General features: G+C 51.4%; 18 protein-coding genes, 1 tRNA gene and 2 pseudogenes. 13 read left to right on the top strand and 8 right to left on the bottom strand.

Translation table 11 applies throughout. The features are described 5' to 3' along the window. Positions 1 to 294 precede the first annotated feature (294 nt). The 5 genes and pseudogenes from serS to MBOO_RS14255 all read left to right on the top strand — a co-directional run. On the top strand, positions 295 to 1,572 hold the full coding sequence (gene serS / locus MBOO_RS07490; protein WP_012106984.1) for a serine--tRNA ligase: 1,278 nt from the start codon (positions 295 to 297) through the stop codon (positions 1,570 to 1,572). A gap of 104 nt (positions 1,573 to 1,676) precedes the next feature. Beyond that, entirely contained in the window at positions 1,677 to 3,266 is a 1,590-nt protein-coding gene (locus tag MBOO_RS07485) for a zinc ribbon domain-containing protein (RefSeq protein ID WP_012106983.1), read from the top strand. A 91-nt stretch (positions 3,267 to 3,357) separates the two neighbouring features. Next, positions 3,358 to 4,338, top strand: a complete 981-nt coding sequence (locus MBOO_RS13075) for a PEGA domain-containing protein (protein ID WP_012106982.1) — start codon at positions 3,358 to 3,360, stop codon at positions 4,336 to 4,338. 87 nt (positions 4,339 to 4,425) lie between these two features. After that, positions 4,426 to 5,337, top strand: coding sequence for a hypothetical protein (locus MBOO_RS07475; RefSeq protein ID WP_012106981.1), 912 nt, complete (start codon positions 4,426 to 4,428; stop codon positions 5,335 to 5,337). A gap of 61 nt (positions 5,338 to 5,398) precedes the next feature. Continuing rightward, positions 5,399 to 5,515 (top strand): annotated as a pseudogene (locus MBOO_RS14255) (carbohydrate-binding protein); the annotation flags it as partial. Between the two features lie 50 nt (positions 5,516 to 5,565). Here the strand turns inward: MBOO_RS14255 and MBOO_RS07470 are convergent. Together MBOO_RS07470 and MBOO_RS13070 are read right to left on the bottom strand one after the other, a co-directional pair. Continuing rightward, positions 5,566 to 6,108 (bottom strand): hypothetical protein, encoded by a 543-nt coding sequence (locus MBOO_RS07470; protein ID WP_012106979.1) that lies wholly within the window; start codon positions 6,106 to 6,108, stop codon positions 5,566 to 5,568. 291 nt (positions 6,109 to 6,399) lie between these two features. Next, on the bottom strand, positions 6,400 to 7,014 hold the full coding sequence (locus tag MBOO_RS13070; protein WP_012106978.1) for a TetR/AcrR family transcriptional regulator: 615 nt from the start codon (positions 7,012 to 7,014) through the stop codon (positions 6,400 to 6,402). Between the two features lie 144 nt (positions 7,015 to 7,158). On the opposite strand from MBOO_RS13070, the gene MBOO_RS07460 reads away from it, so the two are divergent. The 5 genes from MBOO_RS07460 to MBOO_RS07435 all read left to right on the top strand — a co-directional run bounded on the left by MBOO_RS07460 (position 7,159) and on the right by MBOO_RS07435 (position 18,208). Continuing rightward, a complete protein-coding gene (locus MBOO_RS07460; protein ID WP_012106977.1) occupies positions 7,159 to 7,659 on the top strand; it encodes a DUF350 domain-containing protein in 501 nt (166 codons plus the stop codon). A gap of 1,586 nt (positions 7,660 to 9,245) precedes the next feature. Continuing rightward, positions 9,246 to 11,756, top strand: a complete 2,511-nt coding sequence (locus MBOO_RS13065) for an autotransporter outer membrane beta-barrel domain-containing protein (protein ID WP_052291901.1) — start codon at positions 9,246 to 9,248, stop codon at positions 11,754 to 11,756. Continuing rightward, entirely contained in the window at positions 11,753 to 15,838 is a 4,086-nt protein-coding gene (locus MBOO_RS07445; protein ID WP_012106974.1) for a PKD domain-containing protein, read from the top strand. Before MBOO_RS13065 ends, MBOO_RS07445 begins: the two co-directional genes overlap by 4 nt. 68 nt (positions 15,839 to 15,906) lie before the next feature. Then, a complete protein-coding gene (locus MBOO_RS13910) occupies positions 15,907 to 16,260 on the top strand; it encodes a hypothetical protein (protein ID WP_157677633.1) in 354 nt (117 codons plus the stop codon). A 982-nt stretch (positions 16,261 to 17,242) separates the two neighbouring features. Next, positions 17,243 to 18,208, top strand: coding sequence for an HNH endonuclease signature motif containing protein (locus MBOO_RS07435; protein WP_012106973.1), 966 nt, complete (start codon positions 17,243 to 17,245; stop codon positions 18,206 to 18,208). A gap of 54 nt (positions 18,209 to 18,262) precedes the next feature. On the opposite strand, the gene MBOO_RS07430 is transcribed toward MBOO_RS07435, so the two are convergent. The 6 genes and pseudogenes from MBOO_RS07430 to cfbA all read right to left on the bottom strand — a co-directional run bounded on the left by MBOO_RS07430 (position 18,263) and on the right by cfbA (position 23,683). Then, a tRNA-Glu gene (locus MBOO_RS07430) sits at positions 18,263 to 18,337 on the bottom strand. Positions 18,338 to 18,627: 290 nt separating this feature from the next. Further along, positions 18,628 to 19,491 (bottom strand): annotated as a pseudogene (gene ilvE, locus MBOO_RS07425) (branched-chain-amino-acid transaminase); the annotation flags it as partial. 126 nt (positions 19,492 to 19,617) lie between these two features. Then, on the bottom strand, positions 19,618 to 20,991 hold the full coding sequence (cfbB, locus tag MBOO_RS07420; protein WP_012106971.1) for a Ni-sirohydrochlorin a,c-diamide synthase: 1,374 nt from the start codon (positions 20,989 to 20,991) through the stop codon (positions 19,618 to 19,620). Continuing rightward, a complete protein-coding gene (gene cfbD / locus MBOO_RS07415) occupies positions 20,988 to 22,061 on the bottom strand; it encodes a Ni-sirohydrochlorin a,c-diamide reductive cyclase catalytic subunit (protein ID WP_012106970.1) in 1,074 nt (357 codons plus the stop codon). The genes cfbB and cfbD overlap by 4 nt, the downstream gene beginning before the upstream one ends. Positions 22,062 to 22,063: 2 nt before the next feature. After that, complete coding sequence (cfbE, locus tag MBOO_RS07410; RefSeq protein WP_012106969.1) at positions 22,064 to 23,275, bottom strand: coenzyme F430 synthase; 1,212 nt, start codon at positions 23,273 to 23,275, stop codon at positions 22,064 to 22,066. 6 nt (positions 23,276 to 23,281) lie between these two features. Further along, on the bottom strand, positions 23,282 to 23,683 hold the full coding sequence (cfbA, locus tag MBOO_RS07405) for a sirohydrochlorin nickelochelatase (protein WP_012106968.1): 402 nt from the start codon (positions 23,681 to 23,683) through the stop codon (positions 23,282 to 23,284). A 279-nt stretch (positions 23,684 to 23,962) separates the two neighbouring features. On the opposite strand from cfbA, the gene MBOO_RS07400 reads away from it, so the two are divergent. The 3 genes from MBOO_RS07400 to MBOO_RS07390 are packed head-to-tail and all read left to right on the top strand — an operon-like array spanning position 23,963 to position 26,440. Beyond that, positions 23,963 to 25,102 (top strand): methanogenesis marker 9 domain-containing protein, encoded by a 1,140-nt coding sequence (locus MBOO_RS07400; protein ID WP_012106967.1) that lies wholly within the window; start codon positions 23,963 to 23,965, stop codon positions 25,100 to 25,102. After that, positions 25,074 to 25,895, top strand: coding sequence for a triphosphoribosyl-dephospho-CoA synthase (locus MBOO_RS07395; RefSeq protein WP_012106966.1), 822 nt, complete (start codon positions 25,074 to 25,076; stop codon positions 25,893 to 25,895). Before MBOO_RS07400 ends, MBOO_RS07395 begins: the two co-directional genes overlap by 29 nt. Beyond that, positions 25,883 to 26,440: a DUF447 domain-containing protein gene (locus tag MBOO_RS07390; protein WP_012106965.1), complete on the top strand. Its 558-nt coding sequence runs from the start codon at positions 25,883 to 25,885 to the stop codon at positions 26,438 to 26,440. The genes MBOO_RS07395 and MBOO_RS07390 overlap by 13 nt, the downstream gene beginning before the upstream one ends. Positions 26,441 to 26,498 lie beyond the last annotated feature (58 nt).

Genomic DNA, 26,498 nt, shown 5'->3' with positions numbered 1-26,498 from the left:
GGCTCATATAATAATATCGACCCTGAAGACGTTTTTTTGAGTTTTAGGGAATATCATGGTCATCAATTCCTCTCAATAGCGCTATTCTGTCTCCTTTATTCAAACGAAATCCAGATTGTCCGATTTAAAATAATATTCCTGCAAAGGTGCCTTTTTTCACACCTGGCTTCCCAAGTGTGGTGCTCCGCATGCATTGAAGCATAATAAGGGAAAAGAGAGAATACCTCTTAGCAGGAAAGCAGCAGCCGGGGCTTTCGATATGCATCGACAGGGTCCCGGGTGAGGTACGAGAAAATGCTTGAAATCAGGTTTGTACGGGCAAGCCCGGATGTCGTGAAAGCCGATCTGGAGAGACGCGGCACACCGGAAAAGATTGCGTGGGTGGACGAAATTCTTGCAAAGGATGCACGTTCCCGCGAGCTTAAAGTGCAGACCGATGAGCTGCGGCGCAGGAGAAATACGATCGCCCGCGAGATCAACGAGGCGCGCAAGACGGGAAAGGATGCAGCACCCTTACTCCGGGAGGCTGCCGAGCTCCCCCAGAAGATCAAGGCAAATGATGCCGAGCAGGAGGAGATATCAGGGATTATCCGCACCCGGCTCATGCGCCTGCCAAACATCCTCCACGAAAGTGTGCCCAAAGGAAAGGACGATACCGAGAACGTGGAGATCCGGCGCGTGGGAACGCCGCGCACGTTCGATTTCGAGCTCAAGAACCACGGACAGCTTGCTGCCGACAACGGGTGGGCGGACTTTGAGCGGGCCGCAAAGACCTCGGGTGCCGGGTTCTATTTCCTGAAAGGGGGGCTGGTGATGCTCGACCTTGCCCTCCAGCGTTTTGCCCTTGACCTTCTCGGGAAAAAGGGATTTACCCCCGTGATCCCACCATTCATGATCAAACGGGATTCCTATGAGGGTGTGACCGACCTCGACGATTTCGAGAAGGTAATGTACAAGATCGATGGCGACGATACCTACCTGATAGCCACAAGCGAACACCCGATAGCCGCGATGTACCAGGATGAAATCTTTGAGGAAAAAGATCTCCCTCTGCGCCTGTGTGGGCTCTCACCCTGCTTCCGGCGCGAGATCGGGGCTCACGGGCTTGACACCAAAGGTCTTTTCCGCGTCCACCAGTTCACAAAGATCGAGCAGTTTGTCTTCTGCAGGCCTGAGAATTCATGGCAGATCCACGAGGAACTCCTGGCAAATGCCGAAGAGGTTTTTACAAAACTCGGCCTTCCCTACCACGTGGTCAATATCTGCACGGGAGATATCGGGACGGTCGCCGCAAAGAAGTACGACATTGAAGCCTGGATGCCAAGAGAGAACGCTTACAAGGAAGTGGTCTCCTGCTCCAACTGTACCTCGTACCAGGCAGCGAGCCTCAATATCCGTGTCAGGGACAAGGAGAACTTCGAGACAAAGCACTTGGTCCACACCCTCAATTCGACAGCGATTGCCACGTCACGGGCGCTGCGCTGCATTCTTGAAAATTACCAGAACCGGGACGGATCCGTGACTATCCCTGACGTGCTCCGCCAGTACATGAACGACCGGGAGTTCCTCTGATCTCTCGGGTATCCTTTCAGATATCCGGGAACCGGGGCAGATTTTTTTATACATACTTTTTTGTCAAAGGTGATGCAACAGTACTACTACAGTACGTGGTAATCATGGGCTATCCCGATCTCAAGAGCGATGAGTCCATTGTCCTGACGGCACAGCATGTGAAGGTCAAATCCGTGCCGTTCGAACTGGTGCTCACCAATCGTCGTCTTATAATTATTGACAGCGAGAAGAATGTAGTTCCGACCCAGCAGATCACGCTTTTTTCCATCCGGAACGTGATGGCGAGCGAGAATGCCATTCGCGATCCGGTCATCACGCTGACGATCCAGACAGATGCAGCAGAGACCCGGGAGATGGCGCTCACGTTTGTCCGGCAGAGCGCGGGAGAGCGGCGGCGCGAGGCCGATGAATGGGCAAAATCTCTGCGGAAGTACATTTCTGAAGCGGCATCACAGCCCGGTGATTTTGCCACCGGGGCGCCGGCTGCGTTTGAATCCCGCCCGGATCACGGGGTCACACCCGGTATCAAAAAGAAGATCGAGATTGCCGGGCCCATCAAGAGGATTACGGTGGACACAAGCCACCTTCCCCCAAAGCCGGTGGAGTCCACCTCGCTTCCCGAGGGATCGTTCTGCGGGCGGTGCGGCAACCGCATCCCCCCGGGATCGACCTTCTGCAACCGGTGCGGTACCCGGGTCAACGTACCCTCAGAAGAAGTGCCGGCTCCTGTTGCGGCGCCCCAGATTGCCACTGCCCCGGCAGCCACGGCCGGAGCGGGCGAGCGTAAAATCAGCGGAGGGCGGCCCATAGAACAGATCATCCACTCGATTGAACCTTTGATTGAAGATTCCGTCCCCCGCACAGGATCTTCACCGGCGGTTCCCGAGCCGTTTGTCCCGGCACCGGCAACTCGTGAAGCAGAGTCTTCTGTCCCGGCTCCTGAGACACCAGCGCCGGCCCAGGAGAGTGTCGTCCCCTCTGAAGGAATAGCGCCGGCAGCGACTGCTGCACCCGCTCCTGCAGAAGGTGAGCAGATCCCGGCCGCCGCCATCCCTCCGGCTCCCCCTATCCCGCCGGTTCCTGCAGCACCCCGTAAAGGCGGCAGGAAGATTCTTGCGGCCGCGATCATCGTCATTCTGGTAATTGCGGTTGTTGCCGGGGGATTGTTTGTCCTCCCGGCCCTGAACAAGTCTGCTGTCGTGACCCCGACCCCGACACCAACACCTGTTCCCACTACTGCAACCCCGACCCCGACACCCACGCCAGTCCCCACTTCTGTCGTCACCACAGTTGCCGTCACCACTACCCCGCAAAGCCTTGTTCCCCAGAGCGGGGTCTGGGCCGAAGTCACGTACGACAATACGTACTCCGGTCAGGTAGGTGTTCCGGGATCCCAGGCCTCGGTCAGTGATACCGGGGATCATTTCTACCGTATTCCGACGGTTGACGGGATCGTGGCAATTACCCTGAAAAAGACCGATGGATCGGGAGACGAGCTCAAAGTTGTCCTGTACAAGGATGGCGCCGTAGTAACGACAGCATCCACAAAGGCACCTTACGGAACGGTTGATATGCAGTTCTCGCTTCCCGCCGCGTCAACCCCGACTCCGACTGTTGCCATACTGACGGCAACACCCACAGCGACACTTACGGGTTCGAACGCGACTGCAAACAAGACGGCCTCCTCCTTATGATGAGGGCACCCGTCCGCCATATTTTTTCGTTATGATTCAAAGGGCAGATTACCAGGATAATTCCGGGGCAGCGGCCCGGGCGGGATACCGTATGATCTGCGCAGGTCTGCTCCTGCTCTTTTTTGTGCTTGCCTGTGGTGCAGCTGCCAGCTCGATACAATCCTACATCGGAGACACGGTTCATCTTTCAGGCTACTGTCCCACAAGCCAGACCGTCTACCTCTTCCTGACTGGTCCCAACCTGCCGGCAAACGGCGTGGCGCTGGATAATATCAACGAGCGTGCAGACCAGGGCGGATTTACGCAGGTAAGCGTAGACAGCAACGACCGCTGGCAGTACGACTGGGGCACCGGTTCGATTGGTGGGAGGCTCGATGCCGGAACCTACACCGTATGGGCAGTTGACGGTCCAAACGATCTTGCCAACCTCAACCAGGCCCAGTACAGCATGATCTCGGTTACGCTTTCCGAACCCGGCCTGGGAAGCGTAAGTGCATCAAACTCGCCTGGCAGCACGGTAACGGTAGCAGAGTCCGAGCCCGGGATCCTCAACGTCAGTTCGGTTCCGGAGGATGCGTCAGTGGTGGTTAACGGGAATTATCAGGGGCGATCGCCAATCAGCATCCCGGGCATTTCTCCCGGCACGTATTCGGTGAATGTATCCCGGTTTAATTATGAGACTCTTTCCACTACCGCAACGGTCGAATCGGGTGCAACAACGGAAGTAACCGCTACTCTCCGGCCAAAGACCGGGACCCTGAGTATCAACACAACCCCCGAAGGAGCAAATATAACTCTTGACGGGGTTTTTGCCGGTCTCTCCCCGCTTACCTTAAACGGGGTTTTTGCCGGCAATCACACGGTCAATGCAACGCTTGAGGGGTATATCCCGTCTGAATCCGTGGTCTCCGTGATCGCAGATCAGTCGGTTACCAGTACACTCCCGCTTGCAAAGCCTGCCTTTAGTCTCCTCCCGGTAAGCCTCACTCCCATCCCTGCGATTGTTCCGCTTGCCGCCTGTGCCGGTGCCATTATCCTGTTTGTATTCTTCCGCCCGCGGAAAGGTTTGTAACCCCCTTTAACTGAATTTTTACTATTTTGTTTTCCTCCCGCAGAACCCTATATCATAGGAAAGACAATATCTATTGAGATTCCCTGTATGGCCCGTATATCCGGAACCGGCCCCGGCCGGGAGCGCCTTGAAGATCTCAGCACCGAACAGCTCTACGCGATGTTTGCGTATTACGCAAAAAGGCGCCCGGCAGTTGTTCCCTCATCAGATCTTGCTGATGCATGGGGCCTTTTCTTTTCCGGCCTGTACCTTTCGGCAGAGGAACTGCTGGCCGGTATGCAGGGATCAGAAAACCGTCTTCCCGGGGAAAGGGAACAGGTATTGCGCGAATTCATCCATGCAGACTGCCAGAAGGGTGGTTCCTTTGTCATTGCAGTGACACGCAACGGCGGGAAGATTGACCGTGCTGCTCTCATCATGGTTGCTGATCTTCCTGACCTTGCAGCGGTTGAAACCCATGGTACTACCGCCCTTCACCTGCTGGCTGCTGCCTGTGACCGGCGGTCCCGCCCGGCTCTTATCATGCGGGCCGGAAAAAAAGCGCTCTCCGGGTTCTTTGATGCCCGGGGGATGCCGGTGCTCTTTACGATCCTCGGGCTTTCCGATCTTGCCCGGGAGGATCTCGACGCGATCGGAAAGGTCTTTTCCCGGGACGAGCTGCGGGGTATCAAAAGCAGGAGCCGGGCAGGCAGGAACGGGCTCCAGATGTTTGCTGAGGCAGAGCGGCGCCTCAAGACCCGGGAGCCTGCCGATCGCAATGCATTCTCTATCCCCCGGGCCGTGAAGAATACAAACATGCGGGGCGAGCTTGGGTCGCAGATGCAGTCCCGGGAACGCGGGGGGCACGATGCGCATCTTGCAGGCAGGGATGTGATGGGCGGGAACCGGTGTGAAGACAGTGACTCAACGCAGGGGGCCGCTGAGAAGTATGATGAGATGATGAGGCAACCCCTTGACAATATCCGGGGAATGGTGAAACGCGGAGGCGGCACAAGATAGGGATCCAGCCACCGTCTCCTGTTTTGCGGCCAGAAGATCCGGAACAGTTGCCTGGGTAAGCACCGCGGTATATACTGCGGGTGACGAGGTGACCTACAATGGTACGACATATCAGGCGCAGTGGTGGACAGAGGGAGATACTCCGGGAACAGCCGCGGTCTGGAAGGTTGTACGTTAGTAATCCCCTGGGGATCCCCCTTTTTTTTCGTACAGGTACTATGACCTGTCCTAATCGGGACTTCCGGTAATATACCGGTATTTTTCAAAGAGCACGGTAAGAGAACCTTCGGCATAGATGCTGTTGAGGAAATCGGGTGAGAAGAACTCATCGATCATGATAAAAAAAATATTTGCCGGGGTCTCGCTGTGGCTGTCCGGGTCAAGGACTATCTTGAAGCTCCGGTAGTCAGCAAGATCTTCCGTATCGTAAATCATCTGCCAGAGTGAAGGCAGGGAAGAAAATTTCTCCGGGTGGGCGGTTTTAAGCCAGTTGACAAATCCCGGGAATTTCGCCCGGTCGCCTTTCTTCTCTTCGTCCACCCGCCAGCGCATGTACTCGTGGGCAGTAAAATTTTTTGCGAATTTATGGGAACGGAAAGTGAGTATCCCGAGCGTATAATCGATATGGGCGAGCGAGTCCACGAAATAGAAATACAATACCGGGTGGAATTTCCGCACATCCCAGAGGGTGATCGTTTTACTGTACAAGTGTTCGAGCACGTTGAGATATTCACGGTTGTCAATCACACGAGTCCACCTGTTTTCATCCATAACCGGTTTTTATCTGCGCGAAGAAAACACGCTCATAATCGAAGGGAGGCCCGGCAGCAATCCCGGGGTCCGTTTGTTTATTGAAGATTCACAATCGTTAATATTTAATCATTGGTTTCGGGGACACAGGATTTTTTCCGAACCGTTATGACGAAATTGCTCGATGATTCCTGCCCTGAACGGGATGTGACAAAAAGATCCCGGAAAACAGGTGTGCGGTTATCAGTCAGTGGCGCACTGATTCAGGTTACTCTCTCAATAAAAAAAATTGAAGAACCCCGGTGATACATCTCACGATCTGCCTGCGGCATTTCCGGCGATCAGGAGGCACCGTTCCACTGCATTGATCCAGATCCTCTTGTCTCCTTCGGTATCTTCCTCTTCCATCATAATTGAGCCAAGCGAAATACCCATAGAGATCGCAAAGATCATCCGCACGGCCTCATCAGGATCTACCCGGGGAAGAAGATCTCCTTTGGCTTTTGCCCGGATCAGTGCGTCGCGGAGTATGATGCTGTGGATTTTGAAGATCCTGGCTATTTTTTTTCGTTGTTTTGGATGCTGGGATAACTGGGCGAGAAGCTGGATGAAGGCAGGTCCGTAGTATTTCTTCTGGTTAAAGGTCAGATCGGCGATATCCCGGATAATCTGATGAATATCATCTTCGTGGGCCACGCCTGCTTCAAGATGGAGCTGCGTAACATGGGCAACTTTGAGGATCACTTCGTCAAGCAATGCATCGCAGTTCTTGTAATAATGGTAGAGCGCAGGAATCGTGACGCCGACTTTCTGGGCAATTGCATCGAGTGTCACGGCATCCCAGCCGTTCTCACCGGCGACTTCGATGGCCGCGGCGATGATCCTTTCCTTTGCATCCTCCCGGTATTGTTTATTGACTTTTGCCATTCTCCTCCCTTGTTGGTCCGGACAGTATATTCAGTTTGTTCTCAGGATGTTTAATCCGGTTTTAGAAATGTTAAAAAGATTTAAATAAACATGAAGTGTTTTTATGATATAACGGGATAATCCCGCGAAATTGGAGGAATGTACATGGATCTTTTAACCGCAGTTGTTGGAATTATCCAGTTGATTATCGCGGTCATCTTTGCGGTAGTGGCACTGTATATCGGATTTGCTGTCTTTGGCAAGGTCACCAGGGAAGTTGACGAGCAGAAGGAACTTGCAAAGGGCAATGTTGCATTCGGTATCATTGTTGCTGCAATCTTTGTCGCAATCGGGGTTGTTGTCCAGTCCGGTGTTACCGGCATCTCGGTGGGTATCAGCAAGGCTGCGACCATGGGATTTACATCAGTTGACGGCCTGCTGGTAATTGCTATTGCCATCATCCAGCTGGTGCTCGGGGTTCTCCTTGCGATTGGTTCCATCTACCTTGCCATCAATATCTTTGACAAGCTCACAAAACAGATCAACGCATTCGAGGAACTCAAAAAAGGCAATGTCGCAGTGGCGCTTGAAGTTGCCGGTGTCATTATCGCCGTTGCCCTTATCATCCAGTCCGGTGTTGTCGGCATTACGGCAGCGCTGGCGTGAAAACTCCTGAATCCATTTTCTTTTTTCTAAAAACGAAATCTGTGATGTGAATTATTTTTTCCGGATTCTCATACGCCCGGTTGCACGGAAACTTTACCGTGCACTCTCCGGTGTCGGTGCCCGTTTGAATTTATCGCCAAAATCCCAAATTCTTTTTGAAATTCAAAAATAATCCCCACTGGATTTTCCGGGAAATTCCCCGCTGTATTGAGGTAATCTATGAAAAACCCAATGCTGGTTGAACAGTGGACTCATCACCGGAGCATAGGTGGTGATATTACATACGTTCCCTGAGGGGAAATCATCTAAAAATACGCCCGTAAAACCGTCCGATTTGGTTCGCATGGAAAAAAACCGTTTTAATTGTGTATTTTGCCGAAATGCGCCCAAATTAAACCCCATATAATGCCCTTTACCGGCCCATAGAGGCCTTTTTTTCAGCATCTTTTTCCGGGAATGAACAAATGCACGTTTGAAGTGAGATCCGGGCAGGAAAAGGCCTTTATGCGATCCCTTAAAATCGTCCGATCGCAAAAATACGGCCAATTTGGGCTTATTTTGGAGAGTCGGGAAACGGAGCCCGATACGGGCTTTTTCGGATCTGAAAAGAGGTTATCGGAGCTCAATTTGGGCCCGGATTAGGGTAAGTCAGATCGGGTGGATGGGGGGAGTACCTTCATCTTCCAATAGTGGGGAGACCTGCCACCGCCTCAGACGAGGCACCTCCGAGGCGGAACGAGGAAGAGAACACGACCGATATTTGCCTCGTCGTGCCCGGACTCATACTCTCAAATAGAATACATTTTCAGAGAGGGCCAATCCTATTATTGAACATCATCACTGGGAATATAATTTTTTGTAAAAATGATCATTCAGTTGTCATCTTCCGGGAGGGAGATATTCTCATTAACCGGAATTAATACCTGCCCGCTTGATGTAACAGTATATTCAATAATATCTCCATCGACATAATTCAGGGTGAGCAGGTTGTTATTATTTTTAAACATACCGTATTTTACGACGTTCGTGGAATTATTATAATTTATATGAGTAAAGTTTCCCTCGTAAAAGAGAAAATTACTGTTATTAAAAATAATGGATTCATTATTTTCTCTAAAATTTCTCTCGCTTATGTACTCACCGGATACTGCGTTATTTTCCTGTAAACATCCTATGAAAAAAGCAAAAAATGAAAGACATAGCAAAATACTGAAAATCTTTAGCGGATTTATGTTCTTCGAACACTTTTTGGATTGATACTTTCCTCATTCAATGAGGGGATAATAATATATCTCCCTTTTTTACCCAAACTAATATTTATTTTAATCTCTTTAAAATTTTTTAAGCCATTACATCTCTGAAAATACAAAACACAATATTTTTATTAATTGTTTTCCCATAACCGATTAAAAGTTCCAGAAAACACTCATAAAAACCGAAGAGATGGGTTCACCCACCCTGAAAGCCGGATGATCCCATTTCCGCCCGAAGGCATAACATACTCACCATTATAAGAAATGAAGTTTGTGTTCGTGCCTTTCGAGCGGAGCAGAGAATTGGCCCGGAGGCAAAGAATGCGATTATCAATGACAGGCGATGTTATCGTCACAATTTTTCTGGTATCGATATTTCTGATATCAGGTGTACAAGGTGATTCGAATATCACCTCACCCTCAATTATGCCCGTTTCGATGAGCATGGGAGCGGTTGCATCCAATGGAACATCGACAGAACAAAACGCGGCTTCACCGCGAAGCTTCGCAAGTTCGGATACAAGTTCCCTTCAAATCATGGCTTCCAGCATTCCTGGCATCGAATGGCAGGATCTCCTTGGTGGCCTTGACGGAGAAACACTTTCTGGTATCCGGCAGACACCCGATGGCGGATATATCGCTTGTGGATTTGTGGGATCTCTTGCCGGCGATGGTGATGTCACTTCAACCCATGGCGGGGGGGATGTCTGGATCATCAAATTTGATTCCGCAGGGAACATCCAGTGGCAACGATCGTTAGGTGGGAGCGGTTACGATCAAGCGATAAGCATTCAATTAACCTCTGATGGAGGATATGTCTTTGCAGGCTTTACGAAATCCAGTAATAACGGAGATGTCGGCCAAAATAATGGGGGTTACGATGCGTGGATCGTGAAACTGGATTCAAACGGGAACATCCAGTGGCAGAAAGTACTTGGAGGAAGTGCCGATGATCTGGCATTTAGCATCCGGCAGACATCAGACGGGGGGTATATTTTTTCCGGAGTAACCGGCGCTACATTCAACGATGAACTTAACATAGCCTCCCATCCGTTTATGGGAGGACATGCGTGGGTAGTAAAACTGGATTCCACAGGTAGCGTCACTTGGCAAAAAGTATACGGAGGGAATAGTGATGATGAGGCAAACAGTATCGTACAAACATCCGATGGAGGATACATCTTTGTCGGCACTACATATTCCAATAACAGCGGGGATGTTGGAGCAAATCACGGATTAACAGATATCTGGGTTGTCAAACTGGATTCCACAGGTACGATTCAATGGACAAAGCTTCTTGGAGGTGCGGGATGGGACATTACGAGTCTGTGGTGGGATAACGGAATTCAGCAAACTTCCGATGGCGGGTATGTCATTATTGGTACAACTACTTCAACGGATTTCGGCGGGCAAATAGGGATAAATCATGGCGCAGGTGATGTCTGCATAATCAAACTGGATAACAACGGAAATATTATCTGGGAACGTCCCTATGGGGGATCCAACGCAGATAATGGAATAAGCATTAACCAGACTCCCGATGGGGGTTATGTCTTTACCGGATTTACTTATTCGGATAACTCCGGAGATGTAGGCGCAAGTTATGGAAACGGGGATTACTGGGTAGGGAAAACAGATTCTAACGGGAATCTCCAATGGCAGATTCCACTTGGAGGATCTGCCTACGATCAGGCAGAATCTATTCAGTCAACATCTGATGGAGGATACATTGTCACCGGACGATCCTATTCGAGTAATAGTGGGGTAGTGGCCGAACAAAATCATGGAAATATAGACGCGTGGGTAGTGAAACTCACCCCCCGTTTTGTCGTTAACGTGATGGATTCCGATACCGGCGGATTTATTCCAGGATCCAATGTTGGATTGTACGATTCCAAATACGATGTCTGGATGAATCAAACAGTTGGGGATGGACCGGTTGTATTTAACGGATCCGTGGGATTGAATGCATTCAATTTTACGGATGACAGGGTTTTCGGCTTGAGTGTATCTGCTGGCGGGTATCCTTCCGCATCCGAAAACGTGAAGTTTGAGATTACCAACCAGACCGTCAACGTATATTTAACCTCATTTGACAGACCAGCGATTGGACAAACATACTCGATGACTATGATTCAAAATCCTGGCCCATTGGGGGGGGTCTCTAGCCTAATTGTGGATGGTTTTGGATGGGGGACAGCAGTTCATGGTGTCGTACAAAATTGGCTGGAAACTCAAGAGGGATGGTCAAATACATTTTATCACACGGAAGATCAAGTTACACAGGTCGATTTTGGAACTAACTATCAAGGATTAGATAATGCTACTTTCTTTTACCATTTTGGACATGGACATTTACTTTTTTTGATGGAAGGATCCGAATTAATCACTACAGATACATACATCCCGCTGTCTGGATGGTCCGCCTTTTATCCGACACCGAGTACTAGCGTGAAACCTTCTGATGTCTATAAAAAATGGGGCGGTCAGAACAAATGGGTTTTCTTGGATGCCTGTAGTTTACTTACCGATAAACGATGGGGGGGGGCATTAAATACATCACACGGAATTCTCGGATATCAATCTTCAAAGTACGTTAGTACAGATCTTCCAAATGCATTCTTTTACAATGCATTCGTCAGAAACGAATCTATCGTTCAATCGTACTATGAAGCCACAATCGCTTCACAAGCTGGATATGCTCCTGCAGTCATTTTCGCCACACCTGATCAATTTTATCATGACCATATGCCGGGCCATGGAACAATTGCCGCCGATGAAAGTCCCGATAATAATATTACATATTATGTTAGTTGGTGCGCACAAGGAGTGTGTGGCCAATGAAATATGCAAAAGCGACAATAACTGCAATAATTGTCACTATCGCATTATTAAACATTGGGGGTTTAGCATACGCCGATGATATCGCACTTTCTCCCAATCAATCCGTCTTCGGTGAGATCAGTTTCAATACCACAATTCCTTCGTCCCCATCGGAGATTCCCATTATTGCCTCAACAACGAATACGGGAGATATCATACAATCCTGGAGCCCGGATCTGATGCAGGAACAGCAGAATGTGACTTCTGAAGCGGATGCTCCACAGGCTGCGATGGCTGTATTAAATGAAAATGGTGGAGTACCGAGTGGAGCCGTTTTATCTTATGTCAAAACAGTGTATCTTACCGGGTATAACATACAAACAGGACAGACAACCAGCCAGACGCCGCTCCTCACCCAGGTCGCATACTCTCGTGAAATAAACGGAATGCCGGTTGGTGGCCCGGGAGGGATTATTGATATCTCTCTTGGGGAAAACGGTGAAAATCTCGGTCTGTTAAAGGTATGGAGAACCGCAACACCAGTGGGTTCCCAAAAAGTCATTACAGCAGATGAGGCTATCGATAAATTGCTGAATGGAGAATTGATCCAGACCCCTCAGGATCCGGTTAATGTAACTATAAACAACATCTCACTTGGATATTATGAAACGGGAGCAAGTGATCAACAGGATTACTTCGAACCGGTGTGGATTTTTTATGCCAATACGTCATCAGGGGATCCCATCGATTTTTACGTTTATGCCCGGCACTTCGCCAACTTTACTGCAGAGCCAACAAATGTTTCCATGTGGCAGGCTGTGAACTTCACTGACACCTCGGATACCAACACAACGCAATGGTACTGGGACTTTGGCGACGGGACTAATTCGACATTGGAGAATCCCGAGCACATATACTCAGCACCGGGTAATTACACGGTGAATCTTACTGCATGGAACGACATTTCAAGCGATACCCTATCAAAACCGGATTTAATCAGCGTTTCCTATAAGAAACCCCTCAATTCCAACTTCACTGCAAGCCCCACCAATGCCTCTATTGGAGATACCATATCGTTCACTGACTCCTCCGACGCATTGCCAACACAATGGTACTGGGACTTTGGGGATGGTACCAACTCGACGTTAGAAAACCCCACGCATGCCTATGAATCCGGCGGATACTATACAGTTAACCTCACCGCCGGGAATAGTTTCGGGAACGACACCCTCTCCCGGTTGAATTATATCTATATCTATCCGTACCCGACCCCGGTTGCGGGGTTCGTATCAAATTATACCTCCCAGAACAGATTTACCCCACTTGCTGTGGCCTTTAATGATACCTCCAGTGGAAATATCACCGCTTGGAGTTGGGATTTCGGAGACGGAACAAATTCTGCTGATCAGAATCCCATTCACATCTTCAACGTATCTCCGGGAACTTTATTCGGATCTTATACCGTAAACCTCACAGTCACCGATGATTTCGGAAGATCGTCAGCATATCAGGATTACATCCATGTCAAACAGGCATTATCACCGGATTTCACGGCAGAACCAGTCAGCGGCCCAGTGCCGCTAAACGTCACATTCACCGACATCACGCCGAACGGGAATCTCGCATCAGGCAATGAATGGGATTTTGGGGATGGAAACGATACCGGTGAACTAAATCCGTCGGTAACCACAATTTCGCATGAATACGACTCGCCAGGAACTTATAATGTAACACTGTACTATTATGTCAACGAACCATTCTTCACTTCCGTGGTCAAGGGAATCCATCCCAATAATATTGGAGGATGGCTTGATACATATTCCACCACCAAGACATACTGCATCAATGTCACTTCACCGCAGTCACCAATAGCGGATTTCACTGCCAACGTTACTACGGGAAAGGAACCGCTTACCGTCTCGTTTAACGATACTTCGACGGGTTTCCCGACATCATGGAACTGGACCTTTGGCGATTCCGGAAACTCTACTGATCAAAATCCTGTCTATACCTACCAGAATGCAGGCACGTACTCCGTTTCATTGATCGTGGTAAATGATAATGGCCGCAACTCAACAACGAAAACCGATTATATTTCGGTTCTTCCACGCGCGTCCCCGGCAGCTAATTTCACGGCAAATGTCACGACGGGGACAGCACCTCTTGCGGTTGCATTCACAGATACTTCAACCAATAATCCAACCGGGTGGAACTGGACCTTTGGGGATGGCGCCTTATCGGATCAACAAAATCCCACCCATGTTTATTCAGAACCCGGAAACTATTCAGTTAATCTCCAGGTGATCAACGCAGATGGTACAAACAGCCTGCTCAAGACCGATTACGTCTCGGTCTATCTTACAGAAACCGTCGTAACATTGCAGCCTGCGCCGCCAAATCCCCCTCTCGCCAACTTCACTGCTAATGTCACCCAGGGAAAGACGCCGCTGGGTGTTGCATTCATGGATACTTCGACCGGGTTCCCCGCCAACTGGACCTGGGACTTCGGTGATGGGACAAGTGCCATAACTCAAAACCCGGCCCACCTCTACAGTACCGCAGGTTCATACAATGTTTCATTGACTGCATCGAACGTATATGGGAGTAACCAGACCCTCAGGATCGGTTACATTACTGTACTTCCACGCACGCCCCCAGTTGCAAATTTCACGGCGAACGTAACTTCAGGATATGTACCTCTTGGTGTATTATTTACTGATTTATCCACTAATTCGCCAACCAGTTGGTACTGGGACTTTGGCGACGGGACAAATGCAACCACCCAGAACCCAACCCATGCGTATACGGCAGCAGGATCTTATTCCGTCTCCTTGAAAGTCGCTAATCCTGATGGAAATAACACTACCATCAGATCGAATTACATTTCGGTCTCGGCCATTGCATCATCCCCTGTTGCTAATTTTACCGCAAAGCCAACTTGCGGGAATGCACCACTGAGTGTAGTGTTCAATGATACTTCAACCGGTTCTCCGACAAGCTGGAACTGGAATTTCGGCGATGGGACTAATGCCACAACCCAAAACCCGGTTCATATCTACACTTCTTCCGGAAAATACAACGTATCTCTGACCGTGTCAAATGCCGGGGGAAGCAATACTCTGACCCGACAGAATTACGTAACCGTGAGTGGCGGATCGTTAAAATCACCTACTGCAAACTTTGAAGGAATACCCACCTGCGGAAAAACACCGCTCACTGTGACCTTTGCGGATTTGTCAACCGGTTCCCCGACCAGTTGGTACTGGAATTTCGGTGATGGAACCAATGCCACAACCCAAAACCCGGTTCATACATATACAACTCCGGGAAAGTATACGGTCTCCTTGAAAGTAACGAATGCCGCAGGAAGTGATACGAAAGTACGGCAGGACTATGTTTCTGTCAGCAGCTCCAAACCCGTTGTCGCTGATTTCAGTGGTACACCAACGTATGGGAAATCTCCCCTCAGGGTATTATTCACTGACCAATCAACCGGTTCCCCGACCAGTTGGTACTGGAATTTCGGTGATGGAACCAATGCGACCACTCAAAACCCGGTGCACACCTATACAATAGCGGGGAGATTTACGATCTCTCTGACAGCAGGTAATCCAAAGGGAAATTCGACAAAAACCCGGGTGGATTATATCTCGGTCTCTTCAGGGGGATGGTCAACACCAACCATAACACCCACACAGACCTGTACGATTGTCCCGCCGCACCCGTGCACCAAAATTTCTGAATCTATCGAAGACAACAAAGTCCGGCTTACCTGGGATCGGATTTCAGATCCTCAACTTCGAAGTTATTATGTGGTAATTTCGAAGAATAACCCTAACCCCAGCTATCCCGATGACGGATACGTGACAGGGACCATTGATCCGGGTACGAATTTCACGGACATTGATACAACAATGCTCTATCATGGCGGGGACTTTGGAGGCCATCTGATACCCGGGGAAAAATATTATTTCAGTGTTGCGTCAGTATACAATGACAATACGGTAGTACCGGGAAATCCTGTCCTGCTGACTTGGCCGGATTCCGCAAAATATTTTACCGGGAATGACTCTGCTAAACAAGGGATCGGTGGATCGCAATAAGGCTGGATCAAAGGTTCAGTGATGAGGGATAGTGAGCAAAAATTGAATGAATTGAAAGGAGGTCCAAAATGAACTGGAAAAACTGGAAAACCGGGGCGACAATTGGCTTTATTTATGGTTTGATCTGTGCGATATATTGGATACCAATTTTAGTAATGCAATATTTTCCATCATCACATTTTCCTATTATGCAATGTGAAGATACATGCTCTGGCATGTATGAATTTATTGGGATTATTCTCTTTTTCCCCATTCAGTTCTTCACTTTTTTAATTACAGTTCCATTTTACCAAAAAATAACTGCAAATTATCTTATATTATCATATTCAGTAATTGAAATAATGGTTGGAACGGCTCTAGGTGCTGCAATTGGTCATTTTTTTGGTTGGCTTGAAAAATCTCAAAATGAAGATTCTGCATGAGAATATTCAGTCTCCAATAGTACATTCCTAAATTATTTTTATCAATTCACTCATAGATTTACTATCGAATCAAACTCTTTGAGAGGGATAGGGCCAGATTTCTCACTCTCTTCACAACACGCCCGTAAAACCGTCCGATTCCACATGAAGATAATTAGGGCTATTATATCAGTTTATTTGCCAAAATACGCCCAAATTGGGCCCCATATAACGCCCATAATCGGCCTATAGCGGCCTTTTTTTGGCATCTTTTTCCGGGATCGACCGAAAACCCATTTGAGGTGAGATCAGGGCAGGAAATGGCCTTTATGAGACCAATTAAATTCGTCCGTTTGCCAAAATACGGCCTATTTGGGCTTGTTTTAAATCGGAGCCCGATACGGGTTTTTTCGGATCTGAAAAGAGGTTATCGGAGCTCAATTTGGGCTCGGATTAGGATAAGTCAGATCGGGTGGATGGGGGGTGGTATCCCCCCGTTTGGGGGAGACAGACGCCCCTCCCTGAAGGAACGTCCCGCAGTATACGAGAAAGGATCATATGGACGCGGCCGGAGAAAACAGAAAGACCATTTCAAAGTAAGAAAGGATTCGTCCCGTAGAATTTTTTCCGGGCCGCTGAACCGGAGCGATGCCGGACGCGCAAAACACCTCGTCGGCTTTTGCGCTACGCACTTACCGGGATTGAGCTTTTTAGGATCCTTACCCAGCGAGGGCCCGACGAGGCGCCCGAGTGACTCACTGCGAAGCACAGGGAGGGGGTGGAATCGCTGGACAAGGGAAGATTGAGGAATGGGTAAGGGGGATGACGGAACGCTGTTCCCGAACCTTAGCGATGAGCCTTATCCGGATGATTTGGTCCCTGAAGGAGGTGTGATAAACTCGTTCTGGAAAGATATGTACTGGATGAGTGAACAAGGGAGAAAAAAATGCACATTATCGTTAATCCAAAATTATTTCTGTTTAATTCTCATTTCTATTTTTAAATGATAAAGAAAAAACGGACTGAAATTCCTGCTGATATATCAGCTAAAGTTTTGTTTGACTCGAATAGGACATGCTGTGTATGCAGAAATGACTCAAAACAAGTCATCATTCATCATCTTGATGAGAATCCCTCCAATAATAAGTTGGATAATTTAGCGGTTCTTTGTCTTGAATGTCATGGTAAAACGCATACTCGTGGTGGCTTTGATAGGAAGTTAGATGCCGATCAAATCAAATTATACCGTGAAGATTGGCTTAGGTTAGTCTTACAGCAAAGAGCAATATTTACGCTTGAAGACACTGAACCGCCATTTGCCACTGGAGAATTAGAACTGATAACGTCTCAAGCAGAAATTTTCAAAGAACATAGGCAATATGTATTATTAGCGGGATTGTATCATTCAATTAACAACCTAGAATTACGTGATAAATACATTGAGCTAGCCTTAAAGAAGAAGCAACCCGATTCAACTATAATTTGGCTAAGATGTCTCCAAAACAAACAAGAATTAATTCCTGAAGCTGTTTTGAAAAGAAATTTTGATACATACTTAAAAAATAAAGACTATTTGCAAATGGGACGATTAAATTACGACTTAAAGAGATTTGATCAGGCTGCTATTGATTACATCGATGGTATACATCATGCAATTCATCAATATGACTCTGCTTTTACTGCCGCCTTTTATTTGAAAGAATTTGTCGAAAAGAATCTAATTGAGACTCTTTTTATTAAAGCGTTTAAACAAGCTTCTAATGATGGCGATTTGTGGTGGCAAATACGAGCCCTACAAGAGTTAGGGTGGGATGATGCTTTAAACGAGTTCCTCCTAAAAAATGCCGATGCAATTGAAAAGGGAGGAGATATTCGGATGAAAAGTATGGTGGCGGCCGCAAAGGGACAGTATGATAGATCTATTGAATTAGAAAAACAACTTGCCTCATTAGCAAGGGATACAGATTAATTGATAAATTCTATTTTAAAGTTGAATTAGAGTGTTGTACTGTCAGTGTTCGAATGCTGCTATGGGGATTTGAACCCCAGTCGCGGGCGTGAAAGGCCCGCATGATTGGCCGGTCTACACTATAGCAGCGCGTTGCTCTAACTAGTTTTACTCTGCCTCATAAATAGGTTATGGAACGGGATCGCCACCAGCCTTTTGCCGGTTCCGGTAGAAGCCCCGCTGGGAAAAAGGGATGGGGATTATTTCTTCCGGGCTGCGGTCTTCTTTACCGGTGCCGTGGCCTTGCGGACAACCGGCTTTTTTGTGGCTGCGGCGGCTGTCTTCTTTGCCCCGGGCTTTGCCTTTGCCGCTGCAACGGTCTTGTTTTTCTTTACGGATTTTGCAGCCGCTGCCACCTTTCCCTTTGCGGGGGCTTTGGTATAGATCGCGTGGCCTTCCGTCTTCGTAACCGCCGTAAAGGCTGCCATCAGCTGGCGGGTGACCGGCCCGGGCTTACCCGAGCCAATGACCCTGCCGTCCACCCAGGTGATCGGGGCGACTTCCGCCGCGGTCCCCGTGCAGATCAGTTCGTCTGCGGTATAAAGGTCGAAGTATCCGAGGTTCTGCTCCTTGACCGTGATGCCAAGGGACGCCGCGATCTCAAGCACCACCATCCGGGTCACGCCCCGGAGATTGTTGAGGGTGTGGGGCGTTAAGATCTCGCCGTTCTTGACCACGTAGAGGTTGTCGCCCGAGCCTTCAGAGACATAGCCGTTCGTGTCAAAGAAGATCGCCTCGTCTCCGCCCTTGTAGTTCGCCTCGATCTTTGCAAGGATGTTGTTGAGATAGTTGAGGCTTTTCACGTTCGGCGGCAGGCATTCTGCCGGGTTGCGCCGGACCGAGACCGTGACCGCTTTGAGCCCCTTCTCGTACAGGTCGCCGTACATTGCGCCCCAGGTCACCGCGATAACGATAGCGGACGCTCTCCTGCACTTGCGGGGGTCAAGGCCAAGGTCGCCCACGCCCCGGGTGATGATCGGGCGGATGTAGGCGTCCTTAAGCTTGTTCCTGCGCAGCGTCTCGCAGATCGCTTCGGCCATCTCATCTTTTGTGATCGGCGGGGTGATATCGAGCGTCTTTGCCGAATCATAGAGCCGGTCCAGGTGCTCCTTGAGCCGGAAGACCCGGCCGTTGTACGCACGGATCCCCTCGAAAACCCCGTCCCCGTAGAGCAGGCCGTGGTCAAAGACCGAGACCTTGGCAAGGCCTTCGGGGAGGTATTTCCCGTCAATATAGATTATCATAAAAATAAAATGGGGTGTCAGTGCTTTTGTAGTTTTTTGTTGTTTTTTTTAAAAGACTGGCAATTCCCCTGCCAAAACAGGAATCCGCCAATATTTCCGGTGCACGAATATTTCGGGAAACGTGCCTTACCGGCGACTACGGCAGAGATCGGTAAAGTGCCGGAACATCTCGCTGCTCCCGACCGGGTGGAGGTGAGTGTAACTCCCCAGCGTATTGTCGCGTACCGCACCATCGAGGGTGTCATGGATGCCGATCCCCCGCGAGAGGCGGTACGCGTATTTCGTGGAGGGGTCAAGCGTAACCCCGGAATAATGGAACTCGTGGCCCCGGAACCGGGCAGCACCCACGGGTGAGTCTTTGCTGCTTGTCCCCTCCACGTAGCTGACCACCCTCTTTGCCGGCATCACGGTCTCTCCTTTGAAAATCCCGCACATCTCCCCGGAGAGTTCCGTTTTCCTGCCCTGCCATCCCTCTTTTAACACCATCCGGTCAGTGAGGTACATGAGCCCGCCGCACTCGGCATAGACCGGTGTCCCGTTCCGGGAAACATCATGGATTGCCTCCCGCATACGATCGTTTCTCTCAAGCTCCGGGACAAAAAGCTCCGGGTAACCTCCCCCAATGATGTAGCCGTCCGACTCGGGAAGCCGGTCATGGACCGGGCTGAACTGCTCGACTGTTGCTCCGAGCGCTGGAAGAAGATCGAAGAGATCGGCATAATAGAAGTTAAACGCCTCATCGTAGGCAACAGCGATCCGGATGTCCTGCTCCGGTGCAGGCTCAAAGAGCGTGTCCCTTGCTGATGGCGTACCCTCTTTTGCAAGCGCAAGGAGCCGGTCGATGTCCACGTGGTCCCCGATGATCCCGGTGATCGTCCGGATCCGTTCGTCAAAATCCCCGCAGCCCGCGCCCTCGCGGTACGGGACAAGGCCGAGATGGCGCATGGCAAGCTGCATCTCCTCCATCCGGGGGATGGCGCCAATCACGGGAACGCCGCAGTAGTGCTCAATCGCCCGCGTAGCTTTCTCCCGGTGCGATCCGCCCTTGACCTGGTTGAGGATAATGCCGGCGATCCGGATATCGGGATCAAATGCCTGAAAACCTTTCACGATCGCAGCCGCGCTCCGGGTGATGCTCTGGGCCGAGACCACGAGCACGACCGGGAGATCAAGGACTTTTGCAATGGCGGCGGTGCTCCCGGTGTCGTCCAGTGCCTCTGCACCCTCGTACAGTCCCCGGACACCTTCCACAAGCGCGATGTCTGCGCCTTTGCATCCGTGGGCAAAGATACCCCGGATCTGCCCGTCACCAAGGGCAAAGTTGTCCAGGTTCCGGCAGGGCCGGCCCGAGACTGCTGCAAGGTACGAAGGATCGATGTAGTCCATCCCGACTTTGAATGTCTGGACCGTTCCCCGCTTTTTTAAGAGCGCAGCTAATGCAAGGGTGATGCTGGTCTTCCCGCTGCCGGACCGGTCACCCGTTATGAGGAGGGACTTCATCGCGCAAGGCTCCGAACTACTGCCCCAAACTCGCTTTCCACAATCTCGCGCACGCCCAGCGTCCGCGGGTGGAGGTCGATCTCCACGAGCACATGCCGGTGACCGATGGCCTTGAGGGGCGCCACCTGCCGCGGGCCGTTTGTCACCGAGAAGCACTCGATACCGTTTGTGTACTCCGGGGGGATTGCATGCGGGACGCCGACGATAAGTGCAAACGCGGGTGCAATCTCCCGGATCCGGGCCCCGAGTGCATCGCCGTTTGCCCCGTATTCATCCAGCGCACCGATGAGCTCAGGATGAATTCCGCGTTTCTCCATTTCCGCAAGGATACGACCGGCGTCCGCCCGCACCTTGGGCAGGCCTCCGTTGTCCAGGTTCGCAATATAGGTGATATCCGCATCCGGGCAGGCATCGTGGAGAGCGATCAGTTCATCGGCAAACATGTATGCGGTCTCTTTTTTCGCGTTCAGGATCGCGACCCCTTTTGCCCCGCTCTTTGCACACTCGATAAGGCGCTGTGCAGCTACGTGCTTGAGATCGCCCCGCGAGGGCTCCAGGTACTCCTGCGAGGCAGCGCCCCGGAGTTTCTCCACCTCATTTGCCTTTCCCATGAGCCGGTGCTGGCGGGCAAGCTCATCGGCACTGATCCATCCGGCTCCGGCCGCCGCCTCAAGTGTCGCGAGCACGCCGGCAATATTCTCGGTAAAGCCCGCGTGAATATCAACGGCAATTGTCGGGGTAGTGATCCCGGCGCTGTCAATGGCGGCCTGCAGGTCCTCACCGATGATCATAGAAACGCAGGTCCCGATCACGGCTATCTTTTTGGGAGCAAAATGGTCCTCGGCATACCTCAGCACTTCTTCGAGCGGCTTCTGGCCGCCAAAGACAAACTCGTTGTCCGCAAGCGCTGTCGTAAGCACCCTCATCCCGTCCTCTTCGAGAAGACGGGCGTGCTTGAAAGAGCAGCCCGAGGGGCCGTGCAGGATGGCGACATCCACTTCGAGGTCACGTGCGGTATAGAGGGCGGCCACAATCGAGCTCGGGCGGGGGTGCATGAATCGTGAAGGCATACTTATCTCCAGGTCTTGACCGCAAGCACGATGGCTCCGGTCTGCGTCCTTTCCCGGGCGCAGCGTTCTGCTTCTTCGAGGGTCTGGCAGACTGCATCAATTGCAGGCAGGCCAGGGATTTCGGAACACTTAGGGGGATTCCCGACCCGGATAAGGGTCCGGGGCCGGGTTGTCCGGATCGCTGATAGTATCTGATCCTCGGGGAACCCTTCGCACACAGCACCATCGCCTTTGACCGTCCCGATCACAAGAGTAATCTCGGGAGATCCTGAACAGTCACGGGCGTACCGGGCGGCCTCAATAGTGGTCTCCGCGTTTGTCCCGCTGTTTGCGTTGTCGATCACAAGGATCCCCTGCTCTTTTCGTACCTCCATCCGCCCGGGAACTCCCGGGAACGTGGAGAGCGGGGCAGGGTTCTGTCCGAGCAGGAGGGCTGCAGTTCCGGCAAGGGCAAGCGGAACCCGGTACCCGGGCAGGGCAAGCAGCGGGTTTGCAAAAGTCCCGGACCGGCCGGCAACTGTGATACTGCACCGGTCGCCGTTAACCGTTGCCACATCATCCAGATGCACGGCATTCGGGTGCCCGCCGGACGCGACGCCCGGGGCACAGAGAAGCAGCGGGCTTTTTTGGGCAGCTGTCACCTTCTCTGCAAGCGCGCTCTTTTTCCCGGCTGCGCACCGGTAATCGACAGGGGAGGTAATGATGGAAAGGTCGCCGGCCCCGGTTACCCCCAGCGATTCTTCTGCCACAAGCCAGCCTTTGAGGGCAATGGCCTCTCCTGCTGCATCCAGCACCGAGGCCGGGGTAATACTCTTTTTGAAAAGCAGCCGGCGGCCGGGCATCGCGTACGTGCCGGTCGAAGTGTGAAGGAGACCGGCCCCGGCAAGGATATGTGCGAGGGCATATGCTGTTGTTGTTTTTCCCCGGGTCCCGGTGATCTCGATCATCGGATGGGGTATTTTCCCTGCAAGCAGGCGCCGCACGGCCTCATGGTGGGTGATCACCGGTTCCGTTCGCCCGGCAAGGAGCGGGTGGGAGGGATCGAGATGGACCGGGGCTGTCACCAGATCATACGTGGCTGTTGCGGCCCGGTCTGCTGAGTCGGGTGTAGTCCCCCGGTACACGTCCACAGCATCAACGGTGTGACCGACCCGTGCAAAGGCTCGCCCTATCTCCGTTCCGCCATGGATCGTATCGAGGACCAGTACCCGCATATGCGGTCAGACGTGTGCAAGGGCTTTGTGGGCGTTCTTGACCATCAGCTCGGCAAGGAGCGGGTCGATCCCGATGGGATCGGCGTACACGAGCGGGATGGTCTTCCCGTTGAGCCCGAACGTGCCCTTCTTGGTTCCCTCAGGGAGGCCGATCTCGCCGGGGATGTCTTTTTCAATGTGGACGCCTTTTGCAAGAAAGAGCGGGACAACAACAAGTGCATCGATATTTTCTTTGGAAAACTCGGCAAGTGATTCCTTGATCGAGGGCTTATTGATATTCATAAAACCGCATTTTACCACAAACTCGGGGGTCTGCGCTGCGATCATCTTTGCCGTGGATTCGATGAGCTCCTTGTTGTAGGGCATGGTGCTGCCATGGCCTACCAGTAACATTCCCTTTTTACTCATGGGGGTAACTCCGCTGTTGAGACCGTTCTGTGTTTATTGAGATTCGTGTACTTTTTCCCACGATAACACATTACGTATGAAAAATGGGATGTGATCGTAATAATGGTTTGTCATTTGGATCGTCCGCGAACGAGAGACAGCAGATTGGGAAAAGCGCGAGTTTCACGGTGAAAGGATTTCCTTTTTTTGGCTATGCCAAATTCCCCGCATATCATGCTTGGGCATGAGTGTTCCGATCCAAAGGATATTTCCGATGCAACTCGCAACTGATATGAACTTATGATGGATGCGTTCGAACGGTACGGCCTTGTTATTAACGATCACGTGGTAAAGACGCCGGTGGTCATTGCATCCATGGCGGGAATCGTGGATGCCCGGTACGTGCTCGAACGCAAAAATCACGCCGGGGTTGCATTCATCGGAGGGTACTCCATAGACCGGCCCACGATGGATGCCGCACGGGAGATGGCAGCCGGGGGCGAGCGAAAGGAATTCCTGTACGACGATCCCATCGCAGCGCTGGGTGCCGAAATAGATCTGCTCAAAGGGTCCGGTGTGGTTACCGGCATCAACCTTCGGGGGAGTTCACCGGCAGCCTTCACGGCTGTTGCGGAAGCCTTTGGAAATGCGGTGGTGTACGAGATCGATGCCCACTGCCGGCAGGCTCCCATGGTTGCAGCCGGGGCCGGGGAGTATTATCTCAAAAATACCGGGACCCTTGTTGCTGTGGTAAAGGCTCTCAAAGAGAAAGGGGTCACGGTCTCGGTCAAGATCCGGGCAGGGGTTTCCGGTGATGATCGGGCACTTGTCCGGACATTGTGGCAGGCAGGGGCAGATATCCTCCATATCGATCTCATGGATGAGGGCATTGCAAAGCTCCGCCAGATCCGGAACACCTGCCCGCTTATGATCATCGCAAACAACGGGATAACAAGCTTTGACCGGATGCGGGAGATGCTCTCCCACGGTGCCGATCTGGTCTCGCTTGCCCGCAAATCTGATGTTCAGACCCTTGCGGGGCTGGATGCAGCCATCTCCCGGTATGCTGATGAAGAAGGCTGGTACAATTCCCCAAAGCAGCTCTGCCGGGGCGGGGACATACGGGCTCTCACGTTCTGCTGCATGCCGGTCAAGGAATGCCCGCTTCTTCCTGCCTTAACAAAGATCGGCATGTCAAAGGAGGATTATATCGGCATGAAACAGGAGGCGATAAAAGGCACACCGCTCGATGGCGGCCCCCATACCTGTTTTGGAAGCCTTGCATGGTGCTGCAAGACCTCTTCACCCTGCATGTTCCGGGACATGACGCTTGCCTCTGAAAGACTCTCAAAGAAAGAGTATATGCGCCGGAAACGCGATCTTTCAGATACGATAATGAGTCGTATCTTCCATGACGTCCCATCTCCTGACTCCCGCTGAACGTGCGCAGCTTGCCATGATGCTTGAGGTCTGCGCGTTCCCCAAACCCGGTAACGTGGACCGGTGCCACGATTACCCCGATACCCGGCTCGAACATTTTCTTGCATCTGTGATTCTCGCCCGCCCGGCGCTTGAAGAAGCCGCGTCCGGCAGGGGACGGATTGGCGAGATCATTGGTCATGCGGTCCGGCAGACCAATGTCCATTCGGGGGGAAACACGCATTTTGGGGCGTTCCTCCTCCTTGTCCCTCTCCTGTACGGTGGCGATATCGCGGGGGGAAATGCAGCTGTCACCAGGACCGATATCTCTGATGCCGTGGCGTTCTACAAGGCCTTTGCCCTTACCCGGGTCCGGATGAACGATACGGATGAGCTCGATGTAAATGATCCGCGGGCCCTTGACGAGCTCCGTGAGCGTAATATGTCCCTGCTCGATGTGATGCAGCACTCTGCGCCCCACGACATGGTGGCCCGGGAGTGGATCAACGGCTTTGCCCTTACCCGGCGCGGGGCCGACATCCTCCGCCAGATAGGGCCGGGCCGGGAAGCAATTGTCGAGATGTTCTTAACTCTCCTTGCCACCGAGCCGGACACGTTTATCATCAAGAAGCACGGCCGGTCAGTTGCGGAGCAGACTATGGAGAATGCCCGGCAGGTGCTGGACAAAAAAAAAGTGCTCGAAACCTTTGATGCCGAATGTATTAAAGCCGGCATCAACCCGGGTTCGATTGCCGATATCACGATTGCGGCGATCTTTATTGCCCTTGGCGAGGGATGGGAATGGGACTCTTGAAATCCGGCATCAATGAAGTGATCGCGACCACCGCATTCAATGCGGCACCTATCGGGATCCATGTCCGTGACGGGAGCACGACCATGCTCCTCTTCTCCGGCACCCACACTGTAGAGAACGTTGTGCGGGACGGGTGGGTGGTGGCAAACCTCATCCATGATCCGCTGCTGTACGTAAAGACTGCGTTTGATGATCTCCCCCGGGATGCATTTGTGGAAGAGCCGGTGGCAGGAAAACCGATGTACCGGCTTGCAGATGCCGAGGCATGGGTGGCGTTTACTGCACATGTGGAAAAGAATACCTCCGGGACCATCAGGGTCGGGCTCACCCGGGAAAAAGAGATCATCGAGAGCGTTGCGGTCCACCCGGTAAACCGGGGCTTCTCTAACCTTATCGATGCGACCGTGCATGCGACCCGGTACCGGGACAACCGGGACCCGGAGTTAAAAAAGCTGATCGATTATCACATCAGCATCGTGCGCAAATGCGGCGGGAAAAAAGAGATTGAGGCGCTCGACCTGCTGATGCAGTATATCGGAGAATAGGTGCCGCACGAAAGCGTGCCGGACACCGGCACCTCTGTTATTTTTTAAAACGAATGGG

Origin of the sequence: Methanoregula boonei 6A8, assembly GCF_000017625.1 — an archaeon.
Taxonomy (GTDB): domain Archaea; phylum Halobacteriota; class Methanomicrobia; order Methanomicrobiales; family Methanospirillaceae; genus Methanoregula; species Methanoregula boonei.
Note: the sequence above shows the minus strand (reverse complement) of the source record. Positions and strands in the feature narration are given on the sequence as shown.

Excerpts from the sequence above, each read along its gene's own strand:
- MBOO_RS07445 (WP_012106974.1), top strand. The coding sequence starts at position 11,753 with ATGAAATATGCAAAAGCGACAATAACTGCAATAATTGTCACTATCGCA.
- MBOO_RS07390 (WP_012106965.1), top strand. The coding sequence starts at position 25,883 with ATGGGACTCTTGAAATCCGGCATCAATGAAGTGATCGCGACCACCGCA.
- MBOO_RS07400 (WP_012106967.1), top strand. The coding sequence starts at position 23,963 with ATGATGGATGCGTTCGAACGGTACGGCCTTGTTATTAACGATCACGTG.
- MBOO_RS07470 (WP_012106979.1), bottom strand. The coding sequence starts at position 6,108 with ATGGATGAAAACAGGTGGACTCGTGTGATTGACAACCGTGAATATCTC.
- MBOO_RS13910 (WP_157677633.1), top strand. The coding sequence starts at position 15,907 with ATGAACTGGAAAAACTGGAAAACCGGGGCGACAATTGGCTTTATTTAT.
- MBOO_RS07460 (WP_012106977.1), top strand. The coding sequence starts at position 7,159 with ATGGATCTTTTAACCGCAGTTGTTGGAATTATCCAGTTGATTATCGCG.
- MBOO_RS07475 (WP_012106981.1), top strand. The coding sequence starts at position 4,426 with ATGGCCCGTATATCCGGAACCGGCCCCGGCCGGGAGCGCCTTGAAGAT.
- MBOO_RS13070 (WP_012106978.1), bottom strand. The coding sequence starts at position 7,014 with ATGGCAAAAGTCAATAAACAATACCGGGAGGATGCAAAGGAAAGGATC.
- MBOO_RS13075 (WP_012106982.1), top strand. The coding sequence starts at position 3,358 with ATGATCTGCGCAGGTCTGCTCCTGCTCTTTTTTGTGCTTGCCTGTGGT.
- MBOO_RS07435 (WP_012106973.1), top strand. The coding sequence starts at position 17,243 with ATGATAAAGAAAAAACGGACTGAAATTCCTGCTGATATATCAGCTAAA.
- cfbE (WP_012106969.1), bottom strand. The coding sequence starts at position 23,275 with ATGCGGGTACTGGTCCTCGATACGATCCATGGCGGAACGGAGATAGGG.
- cfbA (WP_012106968.1), bottom strand. The coding sequence starts at position 23,683 with ATGAGTAAAAAGGGAATGTTACTGGTAGGCCATGGCAGCACCATGCCC.
- MBOO_RS07485 (WP_012106983.1), top strand. The coding sequence starts at position 1,677 with ATGGGCTATCCCGATCTCAAGAGCGATGAGTCCATTGTCCTGACGGCA.
- MBOO_RS13065 (WP_052291901.1), top strand. The coding sequence starts at position 9,246 with ATGACAGGCGATGTTATCGTCACAATTTTTCTGGTATCGATATTTCTG.
- MBOO_RS07395 (WP_012106966.1), top strand. The coding sequence starts at position 25,074 with ATGACGTCCCATCTCCTGACTCCCGCTGAACGTGCGCAGCTTGCCATG.
- cfbD (WP_012106970.1), bottom strand. The coding sequence starts at position 22,061 with ATGCCTTCACGATTCATGCACCCCCGCCCGAGCTCGATTGTGGCCGCC.
- cfbB (WP_012106971.1), bottom strand. The coding sequence starts at position 20,991 with ATGAAGTCCCTCCTCATAACGGGTGACCGGTCCGGCAGCGGGAAGACC.
- serS (WP_012106984.1), top strand. The coding sequence starts at position 295 with ATGCTTGAAATCAGGTTTGTACGGGCAAGCCCGGATGTCGTGAAAGCC.